The 19,171-nt window shown below is 61.7% G+C and carries 21 protein-coding genes; 10 read left to right on the forward strand and 11 right to left on the reverse strand.

Going from position 1 to position 19,171, the window contains the following annotated elements; genetic code table 11:
• Position 1 precedes the first annotated feature (1 nt).
• Positions 2-394: a sulfurtransferase complex subunit TusD gene (tusD, locus tag FW800_RS22785; protein WP_005789072.1), complete on the reverse strand. Its 393-nt coding sequence runs from the start codon at positions 392-394 to the stop codon at positions 2-4.
• Positions 395-551: 157 nt separating this feature from the next.
• Here tusD and FW800_RS22790 point away from each other — a divergent pair, with 157 nt between their 5' ends.
• On the forward strand, positions 552-1,727 hold the full coding sequence (locus FW800_RS22790; protein WP_446438511.1) for a CaiB/BaiF CoA transferase family protein: 1,176 nt from the start codon (positions 552-554) through the stop codon (positions 1,725-1,727).
• 93 nt (positions 1,728-1,820) lie between these two features.
• On the opposite strand, the gene FW800_RS22795 is transcribed toward FW800_RS22790, so the two are convergent.
• Positions 1,821-2,315 (reverse strand): SprT family zinc-dependent metalloprotease, encoded by a 495-nt coding sequence (locus FW800_RS22795; protein WP_003192067.1) that lies wholly within the window; start codon positions 2,313-2,315, stop codon positions 1,821-1,823.
• Positions 2,316-2,443: 128 nt separating this feature from the next.
• Positions 2,444-3,046: a Yip1 family protein gene (locus tag FW800_RS22800; protein WP_005789070.1), complete on the reverse strand. Its 603-nt coding sequence runs from the start codon at positions 3,044-3,046 to the stop codon at positions 2,444-2,446.
• A 349-nt stretch (positions 3,047-3,395) separates the two neighbouring features.
• Between FW800_RS22800 and ttcA the strand changes: the two genes are divergently transcribed.
• Positions 3,396-4,220 (forward strand): tRNA 2-thiocytidine(32) synthetase TtcA, encoded by an 825-nt coding sequence (gene ttcA / locus FW800_RS22805; RefSeq protein WP_005789069.1) that lies wholly within the window; start codon positions 3,396-3,398, stop codon positions 4,218-4,220.
• 67 nt (positions 4,221-4,287) lie between these two features.
• On the forward strand, positions 4,288-4,959 hold the full coding sequence (locus FW800_RS22810) for a DNA-3-methyladenine glycosylase I (RefSeq protein ID WP_010209632.1): 672 nt from the start codon (positions 4,288-4,290) through the stop codon (positions 4,957-4,959).
• Between the two features lie 89 nt (positions 4,960-5,048).
• On the opposite strand, the gene FW800_RS22815 is transcribed toward FW800_RS22810, so the two are convergent.
• From FW800_RS22815 to arsC, 3 genes are read right to left on the reverse strand one after another with little or no spacing between them, the layout of a single operon-like run.
• A complete protein-coding gene (locus tag FW800_RS22815; RefSeq protein WP_005789067.1) occupies positions 5,049-5,468 on the reverse strand; it encodes a DUF2069 domain-containing protein in 420 nt (139 codons plus the stop codon).
• Positions 5,452-6,066, reverse strand: a complete 615-nt coding sequence (wrbA, locus tag FW800_RS22820) for an NAD(P)H:quinone oxidoreductase (RefSeq protein ID WP_032880636.1) — start codon at positions 6,064-6,066, stop codon at positions 5,452-5,454. The genes FW800_RS22815 and wrbA overlap by 17 nt, the downstream gene beginning before the upstream one ends.
• Positions 6,063-6,416 carry an arsenate reductase (glutaredoxin) gene (arsC, locus tag FW800_RS22825; RefSeq protein ID WP_078821654.1) on the reverse strand — a complete coding sequence of 118 codons (354 nt, stop codon included), beginning with the start codon at positions 6,414-6,416 and terminating at the stop codon, positions 6,063-6,065. Before arsC ends, wrbA begins: the two co-directional genes overlap by 4 nt.
• Before the next feature lie 115 nt (positions 6,417-6,531).
• On the opposite strand from arsC, the gene FW800_RS22830 reads away from it, so the two are divergent.
• Positions 6,532-6,993 carry a redoxin domain-containing protein gene (locus tag FW800_RS22830; protein WP_446438512.1) on the forward strand — a complete coding sequence of 154 codons (462 nt, stop codon included), beginning with the start codon at positions 6,532-6,534 and terminating at the stop codon, positions 6,991-6,993.
• 79 nt (positions 6,994-7,072) lie between these two features.
• Here the strand turns inward: FW800_RS22830 and FW800_RS22835 are convergent, their stop codons facing one another.
• From FW800_RS22835 to FW800_RS22850, 4 genes are all read right to left on the reverse strand, one after another.
• Positions 7,073-7,477: an META domain-containing protein gene (locus FW800_RS22835; RefSeq protein WP_032880638.1), complete on the reverse strand. Its 405-nt coding sequence runs from the start codon at positions 7,475-7,477 to the stop codon at positions 7,073-7,075.
• Positions 7,474-7,914, reverse strand: coding sequence for a hypothetical protein (locus tag FW800_RS22840; protein WP_446438513.1), 441 nt, complete (start codon positions 7,912-7,914; stop codon positions 7,474-7,476). Before FW800_RS22840 ends, FW800_RS22835 begins: the two co-directional genes overlap by 4 nt.
• A 71-nt stretch (positions 7,915-7,985) precedes the next feature.
• Positions 7,986-8,975 (reverse strand): 2-hydroxyacid dehydrogenase, encoded by a 990-nt coding sequence (locus FW800_RS22845; protein ID WP_446438514.1) that lies wholly within the window; start codon positions 8,973-8,975, stop codon positions 7,986-7,988.
• 97 nt (positions 8,976-9,072) lie between these two features.
• Positions 9,073-11,826 carry a response regulator gene (locus FW800_RS22850; RefSeq protein ID WP_446438515.1) on the reverse strand — a complete coding sequence of 918 codons (2,754 nt, stop codon included), beginning with the start codon at positions 11,824-11,826 and terminating at the stop codon, positions 9,073-9,075.
• Between the two features lie 205 nt (positions 11,827-12,031).
• On the opposite strand from FW800_RS22850, the gene FW800_RS22855 reads away from it, so the two are divergent.
• A complete protein-coding gene (locus FW800_RS22855; RefSeq protein WP_446438516.1) occupies positions 12,032-12,760 on the forward strand; it encodes a response regulator transcription factor in 729 nt (242 codons plus the stop codon).
• Positions 12,747-14,105, forward strand: coding sequence for a sensor histidine kinase (locus FW800_RS22860; RefSeq protein ID WP_248132728.1), 1,359 nt, complete (start codon positions 12,747-12,749; stop codon positions 14,103-14,105). The genes FW800_RS22855 and FW800_RS22860 overlap by 14 nt, the downstream gene beginning before the upstream one ends.
• A gap of 3 nt (positions 14,106-14,108) precedes the next feature.
• On the opposite strand, the gene FW800_RS22865 is transcribed toward FW800_RS22860, so the two are convergent.
• Positions 14,109-14,624, reverse strand: a complete 516-nt coding sequence (locus FW800_RS22865; RefSeq protein WP_005789057.1) for a DUF2062 domain-containing protein — start codon at positions 14,622-14,624, stop codon at positions 14,109-14,111.
• 135 nt (positions 14,625-14,759) lie between these two features.
• Between FW800_RS22865 and FW800_RS22870 the strand changes: the two genes are divergently transcribed.
• The 4 genes from FW800_RS22870 (at position 14,760) to lpxK (ending at position 19,171) form a co-directional block, all read left to right on the forward strand.
• Complete coding sequence (locus FW800_RS22870; RefSeq protein ID WP_446438517.1) at positions 14,760-16,991, forward strand: DNA internalization-related competence protein ComEC/Rec2; 2,232 nt, start codon at positions 14,760-14,762, stop codon at positions 16,989-16,991.
• Positions 16,992-17,100: 109 nt separating this feature from the next.
• Entirely contained in the window at positions 17,101-17,736 is a 636-nt protein-coding gene (locus FW800_RS22875) for a MotA/TolQ/ExbB proton channel family protein (protein WP_005789055.1), read from the forward strand.
• Positions 17,733-18,161: an ExbD/TolR family protein gene (locus tag FW800_RS22880; protein ID WP_032880645.1), complete on the forward strand. Its 429-nt coding sequence runs from the start codon at positions 17,733-17,735 to the stop codon at positions 18,159-18,161. Before FW800_RS22875 ends, FW800_RS22880 begins: the two co-directional genes overlap by 4 nt.
• Positions 18,161-19,171 carry a tetraacyldisaccharide 4'-kinase gene (gene lpxK, locus FW800_RS22885; RefSeq protein ID WP_446438518.1) on the forward strand — a complete coding sequence of 337 codons (1,011 nt, stop codon included), beginning with the start codon at positions 18,161-18,163 and terminating at the stop codon, positions 19,169-19,171. The genes FW800_RS22880 and lpxK overlap by 1 nt, the downstream gene beginning before the upstream one ends.

Genomic DNA, 19,171 nt, shown 5'->3' on the forward strand with positions numbered 1-19,171 from the left:
CTCACGGCCCTCCAAAACAGATCAGGCGGTCGGCATCCTGGATCGCGTCATGCAACTGCCCAAGGCCCGATAACGCCCATGGCGCCTGCAGATTGACCGCGCTGCGTTGATAGCGTGCGGCCTCCTCGGCGTTCAGCACACCACGGCGCAAGGCGGCGGCGATACATACCACGCCGTCGAGCTGATGCTGGCTGACAAACTCGCGCCATTGGCGCGCAATGTCTGGCTCGTCCTGGGGCGCTACGATGTTATTGGACGCGCTGTACACGCCATCCTGATAAAAAAACAGCCGCACAATCTCATGCCCGCCCGCCAGCGCTGCCTGTGCGAACAGCAGGGCGCGGCGCGAGGAGGGCGCGTGGGCGGCGCTATACAGTGCAATCGCGAACTTCATGGGAGACTCTGCCAACAAACGTCGGCCAATGATAAAGCCGCCGCCGCGAAAAAGCCCGCCGTGATCAAAACGGTCACTGTCGCTGATCGTTCTGACGATTGCCGGTAGCCGTCAGGCTGCCTAGTCTGTGGGTGATCGCAACCCGAATGGAGTCTCTATGTCTGGTCCCTTGGCGTCCCTTAAAGTGCTGGATTTTTCCACCTTGCTGCCCGGCCCGTTTGCCTCGTTGATGCTGGCGGATATGGGCGCCGAGGTGCTGCGTATCGAATCGCCCACGCGCATGGACCTGTTGCGGGTGTTGCCGCCCCATGACCGCGGTACCTCGGCCAGCCACGCGTATCTGAACCGCAACAAGCGCAGCCTGGCCCTGGACCTCAAGCAGGCCGAGGCGGTGGAGATCGTGTGTGAGCTGGTCAAGGGCCATGACATCCTGCTCGAACAGTTTCGCCCTGGGGTCATGGAGCGCCTGGGGCTGGGTTATGAGGCGCTGAAGGCGATCAATCCCGGGTTGATTTATGTGTCGATTACCGGCTACGGCCAGACCGGCCCTTACAAGGACCGCGCCGGGCACGATATCAATTACCTGGCGTTGGCCGGTGTGGCCAGTCACACCGGGCGGCGGGACAGCGGGCCGTTGCCGCTGGGCGTGCAACTGGCGGACGTGGCAGGTGGTTCGCTGCATGCGGTGGTGGGCTTGCTGGCGGCGGTGATTGCCAGGCAGCAGAACGGAGTGGGGCAATACCTGGATGTGAGCATGACCGATTGTTCGTTCAGCCTGAACGCCATGGCCGGGGCTGGCTATCTGGCCTGCGGGCTGGAGCCGGAGTGGGAGAATCATGTACTCAATGGTGGCAGTTTTTACGATTACTATCGCACTCGCGATGGGCGCTGGATGTCGGTGGGGAGTTTGGAGCCGGCCTTTATGCAGCAATTGTGTGAGGCGCTCGGAAGGCCGGAGCTGGCGGCCCACAGCGTGAAGCCTGAACAGCAGGGGGCCTTGAAGCAGGCATTGCAGGTGGAATTCGAGAAGCGCAGTTTTGAGGAACTGTGCGAGTTGTTCGCCGGGGTTGATGCGTGTGTTGAGCCGGTGTTGAGCCTGGCGGAGGCTGTTGAACATCCGCAGTTGAAGGCTCGGGCATTGGTCAGCCAGGTGCCCCGGGGGGATGGCTCGACACAAGCGCAATTGGCCTGCCCGCTGAAGTTCTCAGAAGGGTTGCCGGCGCCCAGGCATATTGGGGTGGCGGTGGGGGCGCATAGTGACGAGGTGTTGGTGGAGTTGGGGATCAGTGCTCAGCGGATAGATGAATTGCGTCAGGCCAAGGTTGTAGGTTGACTGAGCCGACGCTTTCGCAGGCAAGCCAGCTCCCACATTTTGATTGCGTTCACAGATCCAGATGTGGGAGCTGGCTTGCCTGCGAAGAGGCCCTCATTCCACCCGAGTTTCCCCGGTGAACACCAGAGTCTGCCGACACCGCCGACACAAATACCGCCGCCCCTGGTTCACCAGGCCATGGCGCTGCGGCGAGAACGGGAAGTCACTGTCCGCGCACGGGCAGCGGTAGATATAACGGGTCACCTGGCGGCGCTTGACCTCATAGGTATGGCAGCGGTCCGGCGGCAATTCGTAAACCCCACGCATGATCAACTGCCATTCCTCGCCATGGGGCTGTATACGCTCGCCAAACAACTGGTGGGCAATCAGGTGCGCCACTTCGTGGGCCACGGTTTGCTTGAGAAAATGCTGGCTGTTTTCACGGTACAACTGAGGGTTGAAGCGCAGCAGGTTCTCGTGCAAATGCGCGACACCGGCTTTCTGGCCCCGCAGCTTGAGGCTGACCTGGGGGCGTTTGAAGCTTCGTTTGAAAAAGGATTCGGCTTGCAGGAAACAATCTTCGACGCGGGTATTGAGTTGCTCGGGCATGCTGTACAAATCTCCAGAGACGCCCAGTATGCCGCAAAGCAGGGTGTTTCCGAATCTGTCAGGCGCCGAATGGTCATGCATAACGCACAAAGCCACCTTGCGGTGGCCTTGCCTGCGGGTTGAGTTGCCTAGTTGGTGTAGATGGGCCCTACGCCCAGGCCCCACACAATCACGGTAAACGCCATGATCGCCACCAGTACCACCAGGCCCACGGCCAATACCGAACTGGAAAACAGGAAGCCTTCGTCCGGGTCGATACTCATGAAGGTCGGCAGCCCCACATACAGCAGGTACACCGTGTAGCAAATGGCCGCGGTGCCGACCACCATGCCCAGCCACATATGCGGGTAGAGTGCCGCCAGCCCGCCGACAAACAGTGGCGTTGCGGTATAGGTGGCGAAGGCCACGCAGCGTGCCATGCTGGGGCTGGCGTCGTAGGTGCGGGCCATCCAGTGAATGAACGCGCCCATCACCGCCACGCCGCCAAGCATGGCCGCGTACGACATGAGCGTCATCCACAGCGCGCTTTCCTGGGTCAACATCACCGGCGCCCGGTTGCCGATGACCCAGCCGACCTGGGTGGTGCCGATAAAGGCGGACACGGCGGGGATCGCCGCGAGAATCAGGGTGTGAGTGAGGTACATGTGGCCGATACTTTCTTCTTTATCGCCACGGATTTCCCGCCATTCCTGGTCGGGATGGGTAAAAAGCCCCACGACGTGATGGATCATGCCAGTCACTCCTGTCGTTATTACCATCGCCCCCCATCGGAGCGCCCACCGGCCAGATGGCCTGAAAGGTCTGGATATGTGTGCGACCTCAAGTCGCAGTATAGGAAGTGATGACCGGAATAACTGTAGGGCCTTTAGAGCAAATTGCGCTGTAAACAGGGCGCTTAATCGCGGTGGGGTCTGTCAAATGTGGGAGGGGGCTTGCTCCCGATAGCGGTGTGCCAGGCACTACAAGTGCTGGCTGATACACCGCTATCGGGAGCAAGCCCCCTCTCACATTGAATGTAGGTACTCGACATCGCTAAAATACCCGGCTTTTCGTCACACACCTTCAGCGGATCCAAGCGCCATGGGCACTCTTACGGTCAACCAGAACAAACTGCAAAAACGCCTGCGTCGCCTGGCCGGTGAAGCGGTCGCCGATTTCAACATGATCGAGGACGGCGACAAGGTCATGGTCTGCCTCTCTGGTGGCAAAGACAGCTACACCATGCTCGACGTACTGCTGCACCTGCAAAAGGTCGCGCCGATCCAGTTCGAGATCGTCGCCGTCAACATGGACCAGAAACAGCCAGGCTTTCCCGAGCACGTGCTGCCGGCCTACCTGAAAGAACTGGGCATCGAGTACCACATCGTCGAGAAAGACACCTACTCGGTGGTCAAGGAGCTGATCCCGGAAGGCAAGACCACCTGCTCGCTGTGCTCGCGCCTGCGCCGTGGCACGCTCTACACCTTTGCCGACGAGATCGGCGCGACCAAGATGGCCCTGGGGCATCACCGCGATGACATCGTCGAGACCTTCTTCCTGAATATGTTCTTCAATGGCTCGCTCAAGGCCATGCCGCCCAAGCTGCGCGCCGATGACGGGCGCAATGTGGTAATCCGCCCGCTGGCGTATTGCAACGAGAAGGACATCCAAGCGTACTCCGACTTCAAGCAATTCCCGATCATCCCCTGCAACCTGTGCGGCTCCCAGGAAAACCTGCAGCGCCAGGTGGTCAAGGACATGCTGCTGGACTGGGAGCGCAAGACCCCCGGGCGTACCGAGAGCATCTTCCGCAGCCTGCAAAATGTGATCCCGTCTCAACTGGCTGATCGCAACCTGTTCGATTTCACCAGCTTGAAAATCGATGAGACGGCTGCTTCGCGTTTCGTCAATGTAGTGAACCTCTAAGCCTCGTCGAGGCTCTAGTAAACGGCGCTTGCGGGCGCCGTTTTCAATTCAACTGCCAGGAGAGGGCATGCGCGATTACAAGTGGCTGCACGAATATTGTCTGAACCGCTTCGGTTCGGCGGCCGAGCTGGAAGCCCATCTGCCTGTGCCCAAGACCCCGGCGCAATTGCGCAAGATCAGTGATGACCGCTACTTGTCGACCCTGGCGCTGCGGGTCTTCCGTGCGGGCTTGAAGCACAGTGTGGTCGACGCGAAATGGCCGGCGTTTGAACAGGTGTTTTTCGGCTTCGATCCGGAAAAAGTCGTGCTGATGGGCGCCGAGCACTTGGAACGCCTGATGCAGGACACCCGCATCATCCGCCACCTGGGCAAGCTCAAGAGTGTGCCGCGCAATGCGCAGATGATCCTGGACATCGAGCAGGAAAAGGGCAGCTTCGGTGCGTTTGTCGCCGATTGGCCGGTAACCGATATCGTCGGGCTATGGAAATACCTGAGCAAGCATGGCCACCAACTGGGCGGGCTGTCGGCACCGCGTTTCCTGCGCATGGTGGGCAAGGATACGTTTGTGCCGAGCTATGACGTGGTGGCGGCGTTGAATGCGCAGAAGATCGTCGACAAGGCGCCGACCAGCCTGCGGGATTTGGCCACAGTACAGGGCGCCTTCAACCAGTGGCATGCCGAGAGTGGGCGGCCGATGTGCCAGTTGTCGATGATGTTGGCGTACACCGTCAACCATTGAGACCCAGGTGATGCCTTCGCGAGCAAGCCCACATTTTGACCGCGCCGCCTATCAAAATGTGGGAGCTGGCTTGCCTGCGATAGCGGACTTCAGGCCGATACAGGTTCTGCAGCCAACTGCCGATTCAACTGATGCCGCCAACGCACATACAACAGCGCCGTGCAAAACACCGCCAGGCTCGCCAGCATCTCCAACACCCCGAACCACTGGCGGTTCGGGTCGTACGCCGCCAGCGCGCCCTTGATGAAATACAGATTCACCACAAAGCACATCCACGAATGCCCGCGCGCACTGCCGATCATCATCCCTGGCGCCAGTACCAGCAGCGGCACCAGTTCGATCAGCAGGATCACCCATGGGCGCGCCCCGTGAAGGTCGGCAATCAACAGGTAATACACGCACAACAGGCCCACCAGGGCAAAAAACGCCAGCAGGCTCAGTGCGCGTGCAATGTTTACCCGCGGTTCCAGCCACGCCTGGGGCGGCAGGACTTTAGGCTTCCTGGCCACGGCCGTGCTCCAGCAGCGTGGCGGTCTTGGCCAGGCGCAGGCCCAGGGCCCGGCACAGGGTGATTTCATGTTGATCGAGCATCCGCTTGCCGTCAGGCCCGGAATGGTGGCTGGCGCCGTATGGCGTGCCGCCGCCCTGGGTATCGAGCAGTGCCTGTTCGCTGTAAGGCAGGCCAGTGATCAACATGCCGTGGTGCAGCAGCGGCAGCAACATCGACATCAGCGTGGTTTCCTGGCCGCCATGCAAGCTGGCGGTAGAGGTGAACACGCCGGCGGGCTTGCCGACCAGGGCACCGGTGAGCCACAGGTTGCTGGTGCCGTCGAGGAAGTACTTGAGCGGTGCAGCCATGTTGCCAAAGCGTGTCGGGCTGCCCAGGGCCAGGCCTGAGCAGTGCTTCAGATCATCCAGGCTGGCATACAGCGCGCCTTCCTCGGGAATGCTCGGCGCCACCGCTTCGCACTCGGTAGAAATCGCCGGCACCGTGCGCAGACGTGCTTCCATGCCGCCTTGTTCGATCCCCCGGGCAATCTGCCGGGCCATTTCGCTTACCGAGCCGTTGCGGCTGTAATACAGCACCAGCACATAGGGCGTGGTCACGGCAGAATCTCCAATACGTTCTCGGGTGGGCGGCCAATGATGGCTTTGTCGGCAGTTGCCAGGATCGGGCGTTCCATCAGCTTGGGGTGCCCGGCGATAGCGGCGATCAATTGCGCTTCGCTCAAGTTGGCATCGGCCAGGTTGAGGGTTTTGTATTCCTCTTCGCCGGTGCGCAGCAGTTGGCGCGCGCTGATCCCGAGTTTTTTGAGCAGGGCCTGGATTTGCGCGGCGTCCAGCGGGGTTTCCAGGTAGCGCACCACGGTCGGGTTGAGGCCGCGAGCTTCAAGCAGTTCGAGCGCACCGCGGGATTTCGAGCAGCGCGGGTTGTGATAAAGCGTCAGATCGGTCATGTGCGGGTCGCATCTTGCGTAAGGTGGCGGGTATTCTACCTGCGCTGGCGCCTGTCCTTAAACCGTAAGAGGCGATAGGTCGCAGCCAACGTTCATTTTTGCGAAGGAATACCCCATGACAAGGCGACTGATCGGTGCATTGGCGATCATCACAACCCTGCTGCTCAGCGGCTGCGGTAACGATTACGGCGTTGACCAATATGGCCAGAAAGTGGCGGCCGAACGCCTGGACAAACAGTGGCTGGTGGTCAATTACTGGGCCGAATGGTGTGGCCCGTGCCGCACGGAAATCCCCGAGCTCAATGCCTTGGCCGAGCAACTGAAAGGGCAGGGTGTGGAAGTATTCGGGGTTAACTTCGACAACGTGCAGGGTGAGGAACTGAAGGCCGCCAGCGACAAGCTGGGGATCAAGTTCACGGTCCTGGCCCAGAACCCGGACGGGATCTTCGAGATTCCACGCAGCGAGGCGTTGCCGGTGACCTACATCATCGACGACAAGGGCAAGGTGCGTGAGCAGTTGATGGGTGAGCAGACCGCAGAAGGGGTGCAGGCCAAGCTCAAGGCCCTGCGCGGTTAAAGCAACACCTCAGAGAAAGTGTGAGAGGGGGCTTGCTCCCTCCCACATTGAGATCCCATCAATCCAAAGATTGGGGATATCAGCCCTCTTCAAGCCATAAACGAATCGGCTTGCCCTCGGCCGGCCAGAACCGCGTCTGTTCGATCGGCGAGATGTCCCAGCGCTGCACGCCTTGCAGGGCCTGGAAGAAGCGGTGCTCCTGCTCCATCAACGCCTCGGCGCACATTTTGCGGGTGCTGCCGATAGGTCCGAAGCTGAGCTTGTCACCCTCGACGGTATACGGTGCAAACCAGTGATTGCAGCCGCCGTTGCCGTAGGCGCGGCCATCAGCGCCAAGGGTGACGGTCAGGTGCGCGTAGTCCATCAGCGGGCGCTCACCGATCCACTCCACCACGTAGCTGTGGTCGCGTTCGAGCTTCGGGCCGTCGGCAGCACAACCCGTCAGAGCCGCGCCGATTGCGGCGAGCAGCAGCGGGCCCTTCATTGTGCGGCCTGCTGGCATTTCGGGCAGCGGTGCTTGTCGCCTTCACTGGCCCAGCCGAGTTCTTTGATGCGTGCGTTGGCGGCCGGTTGCAGCGGCTCTTTGGTCAGCTTGGTTTCCACCGAAAATTCAAACTCCAGCACGGTGTCGCAGCTGTCGCAATTGACCTTCCAGGTATGAATCTCCAGCTCACCGAACTTCGGCCCCTGGGCCATGGCGACCCATTGGCCGGCCGGGCGGATGGAGTAGCGTGCGTCACCTTCGACGGTCAGGCGCATCGACAGGGTTTTACTGCCGCGCAGGGTGACGATCAGCACGTCGCCATGCTTGATCGAACCACCGTTGCCGGTGACCTGGTAACGGCCCGGCACAAGGGCGCGGCATTCGATCAGGGTGTGTTGCGGGCTCAGCAAGCTGAAGCGGAAATCGTGTTCGGCCATGGATCCTCCAAATAGGCGCGGCATCCTATCACGGGTGCCGGCCCATCATGAGCCTGGTATGTGACCGCTGATCAACCCTCGACCAGGTTCTGTGGCCGACCATCGGCCCACGCCACAATGTTGGCCAGCGTCGTACCGGCGATCGCCGCCAGGGCTTCACGAGTGAGAAATGCCTGGTGCGCAGTGATGATCACGTTGGGGAAGGTCAGCAGACGCGCGAGTACGTCGTCTTGCAGGGGCAGGTCCGAGCGGTCCTCGAAAAACAGCTGGGCTTCTTCTTCATAAACGTCCAGCCCCAGGTAGCCCAATTGGCCCTCCTTGAGGGCTTCGATCAGCGCGGGCGTATCGACCAAGCCACCGCGGCCGGTGTTGATCAGCATTGCACCGGGCTGCATGTGCGCCAGGGAACGGGCGTTGATCAGGTGTTTGCTGTCGGCAGTCAACGGGCAGTGCAGGCTGACGATCTGCGCCTCGGCCAGCAATTCGGGCAGGCTGACGTAGCGAGCGCCCAAGGCCTGGACGTGTGGGTTGGGGAAGGGGTCATAAGCCAGTAATTGGCAGCCGAAGCCGGCCATGATCTTGGCGAAGGTCGCGCCGATCTGCCCGGTGCCGACCACGCCGACGGTTTTGCCGACCAGATCGAAACCGGTGAGCCCATGCAGGCTGAAGTCGCCATCACGGGTACGGTTATAGGCACGGTGCAGGCGGCGGTTGAGAGCCAGGATCAGCGCCACGGCGTGTTCGGCCACGGCGTGGGGCGAATAGGCGGGCACGCGCACGATGCTCAGGCCCAGGCGTTTGGCGGCGACCAAGTCAACATGGTTGTAGCCGGCCGAACGCAGGGCAATCAGGCGTGTACCGCCCTTGGCCAGTTGCTCCAGCACCGGGGCGCTGAGGTCGTCATTGATAAAGGCGCAGACCACCTCATGGTGTTCGGCCAGGGCTACGGTGTCGAGGTTGAGGCGGGCGGGTTGGAATTGCAGCTCCAGGGCCGAGGGGAGCGGTTCACCGATAAAACTGTCACGGTCGTAGGTCTGGCTGCTGAAAAGAATGACGCGCATCAAGAAGGCTCCCTGCAATTTACACGATGGAAATGCTGACTAGATGTGGGAGGGGGCTTGCTCCCACATTTTGATTGGTGTTGTCCATAAAATTGCGTCAGGCGCTGACTCTGGCTTCACTGGCCAGCCGCGCAATCGCCATGTCCAGTTCATCCAGCGCGGCCATGGCCTTGGCATCGTCCTGCTTGAGCAGGGTTTCAGCGCGTTGGCACGCCGCGCGCAATTGCGGCACGCCACAGTAGCGCGTGGCGCCGTGCAAACGGTGCACGCGTTCGATCAGGGCGTGATTGTCATTGGCTTCGCGGGCGACGGTAATCGCCAGGCGGTCGGCTTCCAGGGAGGCCAGCAGCATGGCGAGCATGTCGGCGGCCAGGTCGGCCTTGTTGGCGGCCAGGCGCAGGCCCTCCTCGTGGTCGAGCACCAGCAGTTGCGCACCTTGCGCCAGGCCGTCGTTGACGCGTTCCGGGCCCTGGTTACGCAGGGCCAGGCCGGTCCACTTCAACACCACCTGGGCCAGTTGCCGCTCGCTGATGGGCTTGGTCAGGTAGTCGTCCATGCCGCTCTGCAGCAGGGCGCGTTTTTCATTGGCCATGGCGTGTGCCGTGAGGGCCACCACCGGCAGCGGCGTGCCGTGGCGCTCGCTTTCCCACTGGCGGATCGCCTCAGTGCTTTGGCGGCCGTCCATGCCGGGCATTTGTACATCCATCAATACCAGATCGAAGGTTTCCTGCTTCACCGCATCAATGGCCGCGTAACCGCTCTCCACCGCCTGCACCTTGGCGCCCATGTCTTCCAGCAGGGTTTGTACCAGCAACAGGTTCGCCGGGTTGTCGTCCACGCACAGCACACGCGGCGCACGGCTGGACAGCGGCTCACCCGGCTCGCTGCGTGAAGGGCGGGGGCTGATCAGGTCGGCCAGGGAGCGGCGCAGCTTGCGTGTACAGGCCGGCTTGGCCTGCAATTGGCTGTTGGGGTTGGGTACCGATTGGTTGAACAGCATCTGTTCGGTGGTCGGGCACAGCACCAGCACTTTGCAACCCAGGTGTTCAAGGTCCCACAAGTGCTGGTTGAGACGCTCGGGCGGAATGTCATTGGCCGTCACGCCGAGCACCGCCAGGCTGATGGCCTGCTCGGTCTGGTGCGCACTGGTGATGCCGTTGGTCAGGCTTTCCAGGGTATTGAAGGGTGTGACTTCCAGGCCGCAGTCTTCCAGTTGGTGTTGCAGGGCCTGGCGCGCCAGCTCGTGGTTTTCCAGTACGGCCACGCGGCGACCCAGCAGCGGCGGGGCGGGCAGGTCTTCGACGTCGTCGCGGGTCTTGGGCAGGTTCAGGCTGATCCAGAATTCCGAGCCTTCACCCGGCGTGCTGTCGACGCCGATTTCACCGCCCATCTGCTCGATCAAACGCTTGGAAATCACCAGGCCCAGGCCGGTGCCGCCAGGTTGGCGCGACAGCGAGTTGTCGGCCTGGCTGAACGCCTGGAACAGCGCGCGCACATCCTGGTTGGACAGGCCTATGCCGGTGTCTTGCACGCTGATGCGCAATTGCACGCTGTCCTCCTGTTCGTCCTCGACCATCGCCCGGGCGACGATGGTGCCTTCGCGGGTGAACTTGATCGCGTTGCTGATCAGGTTGGTCAGGATCTGCTTGAGCCGCAGCGGGTCGCCCACCAACGCCAGCGGCGTATCGCGGTACACCAGGCTCACCAGTTCAAGCTGCTTGGCATGGGCGGCGGGGGCGAGGATGGTCAGGGTGTCTTGCAGCAAGTCCCGCAGGTTGAAGGGCACGCTGTCGAGCACCAGCTTGCCGGCCTCGATCTTTGAGAAGTCGAGGATTTCGTTGATGATGCCCAGCAGGTTATCGGCGGATTTTTCAATAGTGCCCAGGTAATCCAGCTGGCGCGGCGACAGCTCGCTTTTTTGCAGCAGATGAGTAAAACCGAGGATGCCGTTGAGCGGCGTGCGGATCTCATGGCTCATATTGGCCAGGAACTCGGACTTGATGCGACTGGCCTCCAGGGCCTCCTTGCGCGCCAGGTCCAGCTCGATGTTCTGGATCTCGATGGTCTCCAGGTTCTGGCGTACGTCCTCGGTGGCCTGGTCGATGCTGTGTTGCAGTTCTTCCTGGGCGTTCTGCAGGGTTTCGGCCATGCGGTTGATGCCCGATGCGAGCTGGTCCAGTTCCTGGCTGCCCAGGGGCGGCAGGCGTGTTTCCAGGTTGCCGTCCTTGAGCTGGGCCACGGCTTGCTTGATCTGGCCAATCGGCGAATTGATGGTGCGGCTGATCCGCAGGGCGAGCGCTGCGGTGAACATCAGGCCGATGGCGATCAACAACAGGCTGGCGAACAGGCTGCGGTAGCCGCGCAGCAACATGCCATTGTGGGACAGCTCTACTTCGACCCAGCCCAGCAGGCGGTCTGCCTCATCCGGGATCACGTCGCCGGCGAGGTTGCGATGACGGCCGAATACCGGCAGCAGATAGCGGGTGGCATCGTTGCCGGTGCGCTGCAACAGGCGCGAACTGTTGCCGGTGGGTGGTGGGTTGAGCATGGTCGGGCCGGCGTGGGCCAGGGACGCACGGTCTGGCGCCAGGAACGACACGGCGCGCACGTCCGGTTGCTCCAGGGACTGGGTGGCGATGCGCTCCAGCAGCTCGGCGTTCTTGTGGCCCAGGGCCGGCGCTACCAATGGCGCCAATTGCTCGGCAATCATTTCGCCGCGCTGCAACAACTGGCTCTGCAACTCCGAGAGTTGCATCCAGGTGAAATAGCCTCCCAACAACAGAGCCATCAGGCTGGTCGGTAATAAGGTCAGCAACAGTACGCGGCCTTTTATCCCCATTCTTCTAAGCACGCCACTCTCCTGCTACCACGTTGTTATCCATTATCCACACAGGCATCCGGCCCGCGCCACCTGCGCAGTGTAGCCATTTGCACGGTCTGGAATCTTGCAAATTAATGACATGCGGCAATCTTCGGGCCATTCGGCGCCGGGTGGCGATTGCCTGTGAACGTTTAATCTTGAATAATCAGTGATTGAGAATGACTTGCAGACGCTAATGACTCCCGCAGCAGTTGGCCTACCCACAATCCTGACCATCGAAGATGACCCTGTGCTGGGTGCCTACGTGCATGAGCAACTTGGCCGCAGTGGTTTTCAGGTGACGTGGTGCCGCAACGGCCAGCAGGGCCTGCAAATGGCTTGCGAGCAGGCGTTCGACCTGGTGTTGATGGACATCCTGCTGCCGGGGCTCGACGGCTTGTCGATCCTCACTCATTTGCGCAAGAGCCATGCCATGCCGGTGATCCTGATGTCGGCCCTGGGCGCTGAAGCCGATCGCATCAGCGGTTTTCGCCTGGGGGCGGACGACTACCTGCCCAAACCGTTCAGCATGGTTGAGTTGCGTGTGCGCATTGAAGCCATCTTGCGTCGAGTGGCCCTGGATCGCCGTCCCGAGCCGCCGCGCCCAGTGTTGCGCGAGGATGCCCGGGTGTTGCAGTTTGACGATGAGCGCTGTGATGTGGCCTGCCAGCAACACTGGGCCGGGTTGACGCGCAGCGAATACCGGCTGCTGGAAACCCTGCAGCGCAATGTTGAAGAAGTGCTCAGCAAAGCCTTCCTGTATCAACACGTGCTGCAGCGCGGTTATGCACCCCATGACCGCAGCCTCGACATGCACGTCAGTCAGATTCGCCGCAAACTCAAGGCCATCGGCTACGCCGAGCGTGAAGTGCGTACAGTGTGGGGCAAAGGCTATGTGCTGAGCGGTCATGATGAAGGGCTTTGAGCGGCTGCCTGGCAAACACTCGTTGTTCTGGAAGCTGGCCTGCCTGTTGATCGCCTTCTGTTTGCTGATGATTTGGCTCAGTTGGTCGTGGGGCCGCTACATGGAGCAGCAGAGTGCTTACCTGTCCGACAAGTCGCGGGAGATCCTCAGCGGTTACGCCGCAGGTGCCGAACTGGCGTGGAGTACACAAGGCCGCGCCGGCGTGGATGCCTGGTTGCAACTGATGGCCAAGCGTGAAACCACTTGGGTGGGTGTGATCGGCAACGATTTGCAATCCCTGGGCAGCAAGCCGCTCAGCGACAAGGAAAGCCAGCGCCTGACCTTCTTGCGCGGGTTGGATTGGCCGGTCAGCCGACATGTCATCGGATTGCCGTGGATGAAGGTACCGTTTCCGGTTGATCCTGGGATGGGGTCGCTGGTGATCGAGTTGCCGCAGCGCTTTATGCCGGGGCGTTATCAACTGTTCTGGCGGGTGGTGACCAATGGCGTCATCCCGGGGCTGTTTACCTTGTTGCTGTGCATCGGCCTCTATCGGCTGCTGATCATGCCCCTCAATCAATTGCGCGAGCAGGCCAATGCCTGGCGTGCAGATCAGTTGAATACGCGTATGTCCCGGGATGCCACCAGTCGTCAGGATGAGCTCGGGGAGCTGGGGCGCGCCTTTGACCATATGTCTGAACGCTTGCAGGGCACGGTGCGCTTGCAACAGCAGTTGCTGCGTGACATGTCCCATGAATTGCGCACGCCTTTGAGTCGCCTGCGGGTGGCCTGCGACAGCGAGCAAGACCCGGCCAGGCTGCGTGAGCGCCTGGGTCGGGAAATCGACGCCATGCAGCGCCTGGTGGAAGACAGCCTGCAACTGGCCTGGCTCGACAGCGAAACAGCGCCGCTGCCCCAGGAAGACATTCAGCTCCAGGCGCTGTGGGACATGTTGCGGGAAAACGCCTGTTTCGAAAGCCACTGGCCGGCGTCGCGCTTGCCGTGCTTATTACCGCCGGACAGTTGGGTGCGCGGCAACCTGAATGCACTGGCCCAGGCCCTGGAGAATATCCTGCGCAACGCCATACGCCACTCGCCAGCCGAGGGTACCGTGCTACTCGACGGCTGCCGCGAAGGAGACTATTGGCATATCTGGCTACAGGACCAGGGCGGCGGTATTGATGAGCAGGATTTGGAAACTATCTTCGCGCCCTTTACCCGGTTGGACGGCTCGCGGCCCGGCGACGGCGGGTTCGGTCTGGGCTTGAGCATTGCCCGCAACGCCGTGCAGCGTCAGGGCGGGCGCTTATGGGCGCAGAACTGCGGGCCGGGTTTGCGCGTACATATACGCTTGCCGGCCCGTTAACCGTCAACGGCGACGCAGCTTGCGTTTCTTCCACTGGTGCGCGACCCACCAGCGCCAGTAGGCCATGGTCAAGCAATAAGCCAGCGCCCCCAGCACCAGCCCCAGTACCACCGAACCCAGCAGAAACGGTTGCCAGAGCGTGCTCAACTGGCCGCTGATCCATTCCCATGTCAAATCGTCAGGTAGGCTGCGTGGCGGCACATTCATCAGCCAGGCGCCGGTCAGGTAGGTACAGACGAATACCACCGGCATGGTGACCGGATTGGTCAGCCACACCAGGCTGACCGCGATCGGCATATTGCCGCGCACGGTGATCGCCAGGATCGCCGCAAGCAGCATCTGCAACGGAATCGGTATAAACGCCGCGAATAAACCCACCGCCATGGCGCGAGCCACCGAATGCCGGTTCAGGTGCCAGAGGTTCGGATCATGCAGCAGGGTGCCAAGAAACTGTAATGACTTGTGTTCCCTGATGCTGCTGGGATCGGGCATGTACCGTTTGAATAAGCGCCGGGGCATAAGGGGTCCAGGTCAATTTGAAGGGCAAGTATGCCCGGATTCTATAAACAGAAAATTCAGACTTTGTGACAAAACATCATAGGCGCTATCGGTCAGCCGGCTAAGACTGAATGGATCACTGGAAAAGGATGATTCATGAAAACAGGGATGTTCGCGCTGGCGCTGGCGCTGGGGTTGCTGGTGTTGCGCTGGTTACCCGCATTGCCGTCTGGCGCCGGGTTGCTGGCCATGCTGATACTGGCCTTGATGCTGCTGCCTTTTCGCACCTATCCCGTGGCGTTTTTTCTGGTCGGCCTGAGTTGGGCCTGCATCAGCGCACAGTGGGCGCTGGATGATCGATTGCAACCGGCGCTGGACGGGCAGACGCGCTGGGTACAAGGGCGTGTCATCGGCTTGCCGCAGCAGACCGGCACGGGCGTGCGATTCGAGTTGGCCGACAGTCGGGCGCGCAATGCACGGCTGCCCAAACGTATTCGGGTGTCCTGGCACGGCGGGCCGACCGTAAACAGCGGCGAGTACTGGCGTCTGGCACTGACGCTCAAGCGGCCCGCCGGCCTGCTCAATTTTCATGGCTTTGACCACGAAGCCTGGCTGCTGGCCCAGCGTATCGGCGCCAGCGCGACGGTCAAGGATGGTGAGCGCCTGGCGCCGGCGCGCAATGCCTGGCGCGATGCCGTTCGCCAGCGCCTGATGGCCGTTGAAGCGCACGGCCGCGAGGCGGGCCTGGCGGCGTTGGTGCTGGGCGACGGTTCCGGGCTTGCACCTGAGGATTGGCAGGTGTTGCAGAACACCGGCACGGTGCATCTGCTGGTGATTTCCGGACAGCACATTGGCTTGTTGGCGGGGTTGATCTACGGCTTGATCGCGATGTTGGCGCGCTATGGCTGCTGGCCGCGAGGCTGGCCATGGCTGCCATGGGCGTGCGGCTTGGCGTTTGCCGGGGCGTTGGGCTATGGCCTGCTGGCAGGGTTCGGCGTGCCGGTGCAGCGGGCTTGTGTGATGGTGGGCCTGGTGCTGCTGTGGCGTTTGCGTTTTCGCCATTTGGGAGTGTGGTGGCCGTTGTTGCTGGCATTGAATGGCGTGTTGCTCATCGAGCCCTTGGCCAGTCTACAGCCGGGGTTCTGGTTGTCGTTTGCGGCGGTCGCGGTGTTGGTGTGGGCATTCAGCGGGCGCCTGGGGCCGTGGAGCGTCTGGCAAATCTGGACCCGTCCACAGTGGTTGATCGCAATTGGCTTGTTTCCGGTCCTGCTGGTGTTGGGGTTGCCCATCAGCCTCAGTGCCCCAGCGGCCAATCTGTTCGCCGTGCCCTGGATCAGCCTGGTAGTACTGCCTTTGGCGCTGCTGGGCACGGCGCTGCTGTGGGTGCCGTTGGTCGGCGAGGGCGTGTTGTGGCTGGCCGGTGGCGCACTGGACGGTTTGTTCAAGGGCCTGGCGCTGCTGGCTGCACAACTGCCGGCCTGGGTACCGGCTGAGGTGTCTTTGAGGTATTGGCTGGTGAGCCTGGCGGGCGCAGTGATTGTGTTGTTGCCCAAGGGGCTGCCATTCCGAGTGCTGGGTTGGCCCATGCTATTGGTGGCAGTGTTTCCACCCAGAGATGGGGTGCCCCATGGCCAGGTGGAGGTGTTGCAACTGGATGTCGGCCAGGGCCAGGCACTGATCCTGCGTACCCGCCATCACACCTTGCTATACGATGCCGGGCCGCGCTCGGGGCCTGCCGATCTGGGCGCGCGCGTGGTCTTGCCGTCGTTGCAGAAGCTCGGGGTAGGGCAGTTGGACATGATGCTGCTCAGTCATGCCGATGCCGATCATGCCGGCGGTGCCGCGGCGGTGGCCCGTGGCCTGCCCGTCAAGCGTGTGGTGGGCGGTGAAACCGAAGGGCTGCCAGCGTTTCTCGCTACGCAACCCTGCAGGAGTGGTGAACATTGGAAGTGGGACGGCGTGGCATTCGAACTGTGGCAATGGCCTGGTGCTATCGAGGGCAATCCGAAATCCTGTGTATTGCAGGTCCAGGCCAACGGCGAACGCCTGCTGCTCACCGGTGATATCGATCGCGCCGCCGAGCAAGCATTTCTGGCCTCGCCGCTGGCGGTTCCGACCGACTGGCTGCAAGCCCCGCACCATGGCAGCCGCAGTTCTTCGTCCTGGGCTTTCCTGCAGCGGCTGGCGCCAACCGCGGTGCTGATTTCCCGGGGGCGCGGCAACGCGTTCGGCCATCCGCATCCGCAGGTGCTGAAGCGCTATCAGGCGCTGGGTAGCCGGGTATATGACAGTGCCGAGCAAGGCGCTGTACGGCTGCGCCTGGGGGCATTCACGCCACCAACGGTTGCGCGCAGTCAACGTCGTTTCTGGCGCGAACCGTTACCGTAACCCAGCGTTACCAAAGACTCAGGGTCGCGACAGGCGGGCCTGTTGCCGACGAACCCCGCTGCCGAACCTATATGGTAAAGTGGCGCACTTTTTCGAGGGGACATTCACTGTGTGGGAATTGGTCAAATCCGGCGGCTGGATGATGTTGCCGATCATTCTGAGCTCCATCGCCGCACTCGGCATCGTCGCCGAACGCCTGTGGACCCTGCGCGCCAGTCGCGTGACCCCTGAACACCTGCTGGGGCAGGTCTGGGGCTGGATCAAGAACAAACAGCTCGACAAGCAAAAACTCAAGGAGCTGCGCGCCAATTCGCCGCTGGGTGAAATCCTCGCCGCCGGCCTGGCCAACTCCAAGCATGGTCGCGAGATCATGAAAGAGTGCATCGAAGAAGCGGCTGCCCGGGTTATCCATGAACTGGAGCGCTACATCAATGCCCTCGGCACCATTGCCGCCATGGCACCGCTGCTCGGTTTGCTCGGCACGGTGCTGGGCATGATCGATATCTTCAGCTCGTTCATGGGCTCGGGCATGACCACCAATGCGGCGGTATTGGCCGGAGGGATTTCCAAGGCATTGATCACCACCGCCGCCGGCCTGATGGTGGGGATTCCTTCGGTGTTCTTCCACCGCTTCCTGCAGCGTCGCATCGACGAACTGGTGGTTGGCATGGAACAGGAGGCCATCAAACTGGTGGAAGTGGTGCAGGGCGATCGTGACGTAGACCTGGTCGAGGGCAAAGCGTGAAATTTCGCCGCAAGCAACGGGAAAATGTCGATATCAACCTCGCGTCATTGATCGACGTGGTGTTCATCCTGCTGCTGTTCTTTGTCGTGACCACCACCTTCACCCGGGAAACCCAGCTGCGTGTCGACTTGCCCGAGGCGGTGAGCGGTTCACCTGCCGAAGACCAGCAGGTCAAGCAACTGGATATCGCCATCAGTGCAGACGGCGTATTTTCAGTGAATAACCAATTGCTGCAGAAAAACGACCTCGCCAGCCTGATGGAGGCCTTGCAGAAGGAGTCCGGCGGCGATACCCAGCTACCGCTGTCGATCAGTGCTGATGGCAAGACCCAGCACCAAGCGGTGATCACCGCCATGGACGCGGCCGGCAAGCTCGGCTTCAGCCATTTGCGCATGACCACCGTCGAGGCGGCGAGCCCGCCCTGATGGCCATGTCCGATCGTTTGCTCAAGGCCTGGTACGAGGGCCATCCGGCATTGGTGCTGTTGCGGCCGCTGGAGTCACTGTATCGCCGCGTGGTGCAACGCAAGCGTGCGCGCTTCGTGGCAGGCGAGGGCGAGATTTATCAATCGCCGGTGCCGGTGGTGGTGGTCGGCAATATCACCGTGGGAGGCACCGGCAAGACGCCGCTGATCCTGTGGTTGATCGAGCATTGCCGTCGTAGCGGTTTGCGCGTGGGCGTGGTCAGCCGTGGCTACGGTGCCAAGCCGCCGCAGTTGCCGTGGCGGGTCGAGGCCAGCCACAGTGCCGAGGTGGCCGGCGACGAGCCCTTGCTGATCGTGCAGCGCAGCGGCGTAGCGCTGATGATCGACCCCGATCGCAGCCGCGCGGTAAAGGCCCTCTTGGCCAGTGAACCCCTGGACCTGATCCTCTCCGACGACGGCCTGCAGCATTACCGCCTGGCCCGCGATCTCGAACTGGTACTGATCGACGCTGCCCGTGGCCTCGGCAATCGTCGCTGCCTGCCGGCCGGGCCGTTGCGCGAGCCGGTGGAGCGCCTGCAAAGTGTGGATGCGTTGCTCTATAACGGTGCCGGTTCGGACCGTAAGGATGGTTTTGCCTTCCGGCTGCAGCCCACCGCGCTGATCAACCTGCACAGCGGCGAGCGCCAGCCCGTCACGCACTTTGCGCCGGGCCAACAGGTGCATGCGGTCGCCGGTATCGGCAATCCGCAACGTTTCTTCAATACCCTTGAAACGCTACACTGGCAGCCGCTGCCCCATGCTTTTGCCGACCACGCGCCCTACAGCGCCGAGGTCTTGAATTTTACCCCGTCATTGCCGCTGGTCATGACCGAAAAGGACGCGGTGAAGTGCCGCGCCTTTGCCCAGCCCGACTGGTGGTACCTTGCGGTGGATGCGGTGCCGTCGCCGGCGTTTGTCGCCTGGTTCGACACGCAGCTGATGCGTCTGCTGCCCAACCGTCTATTGCCTTAA

This window comes from Pseudomonas sp. 910_23, from assembly GCF_052850795.1.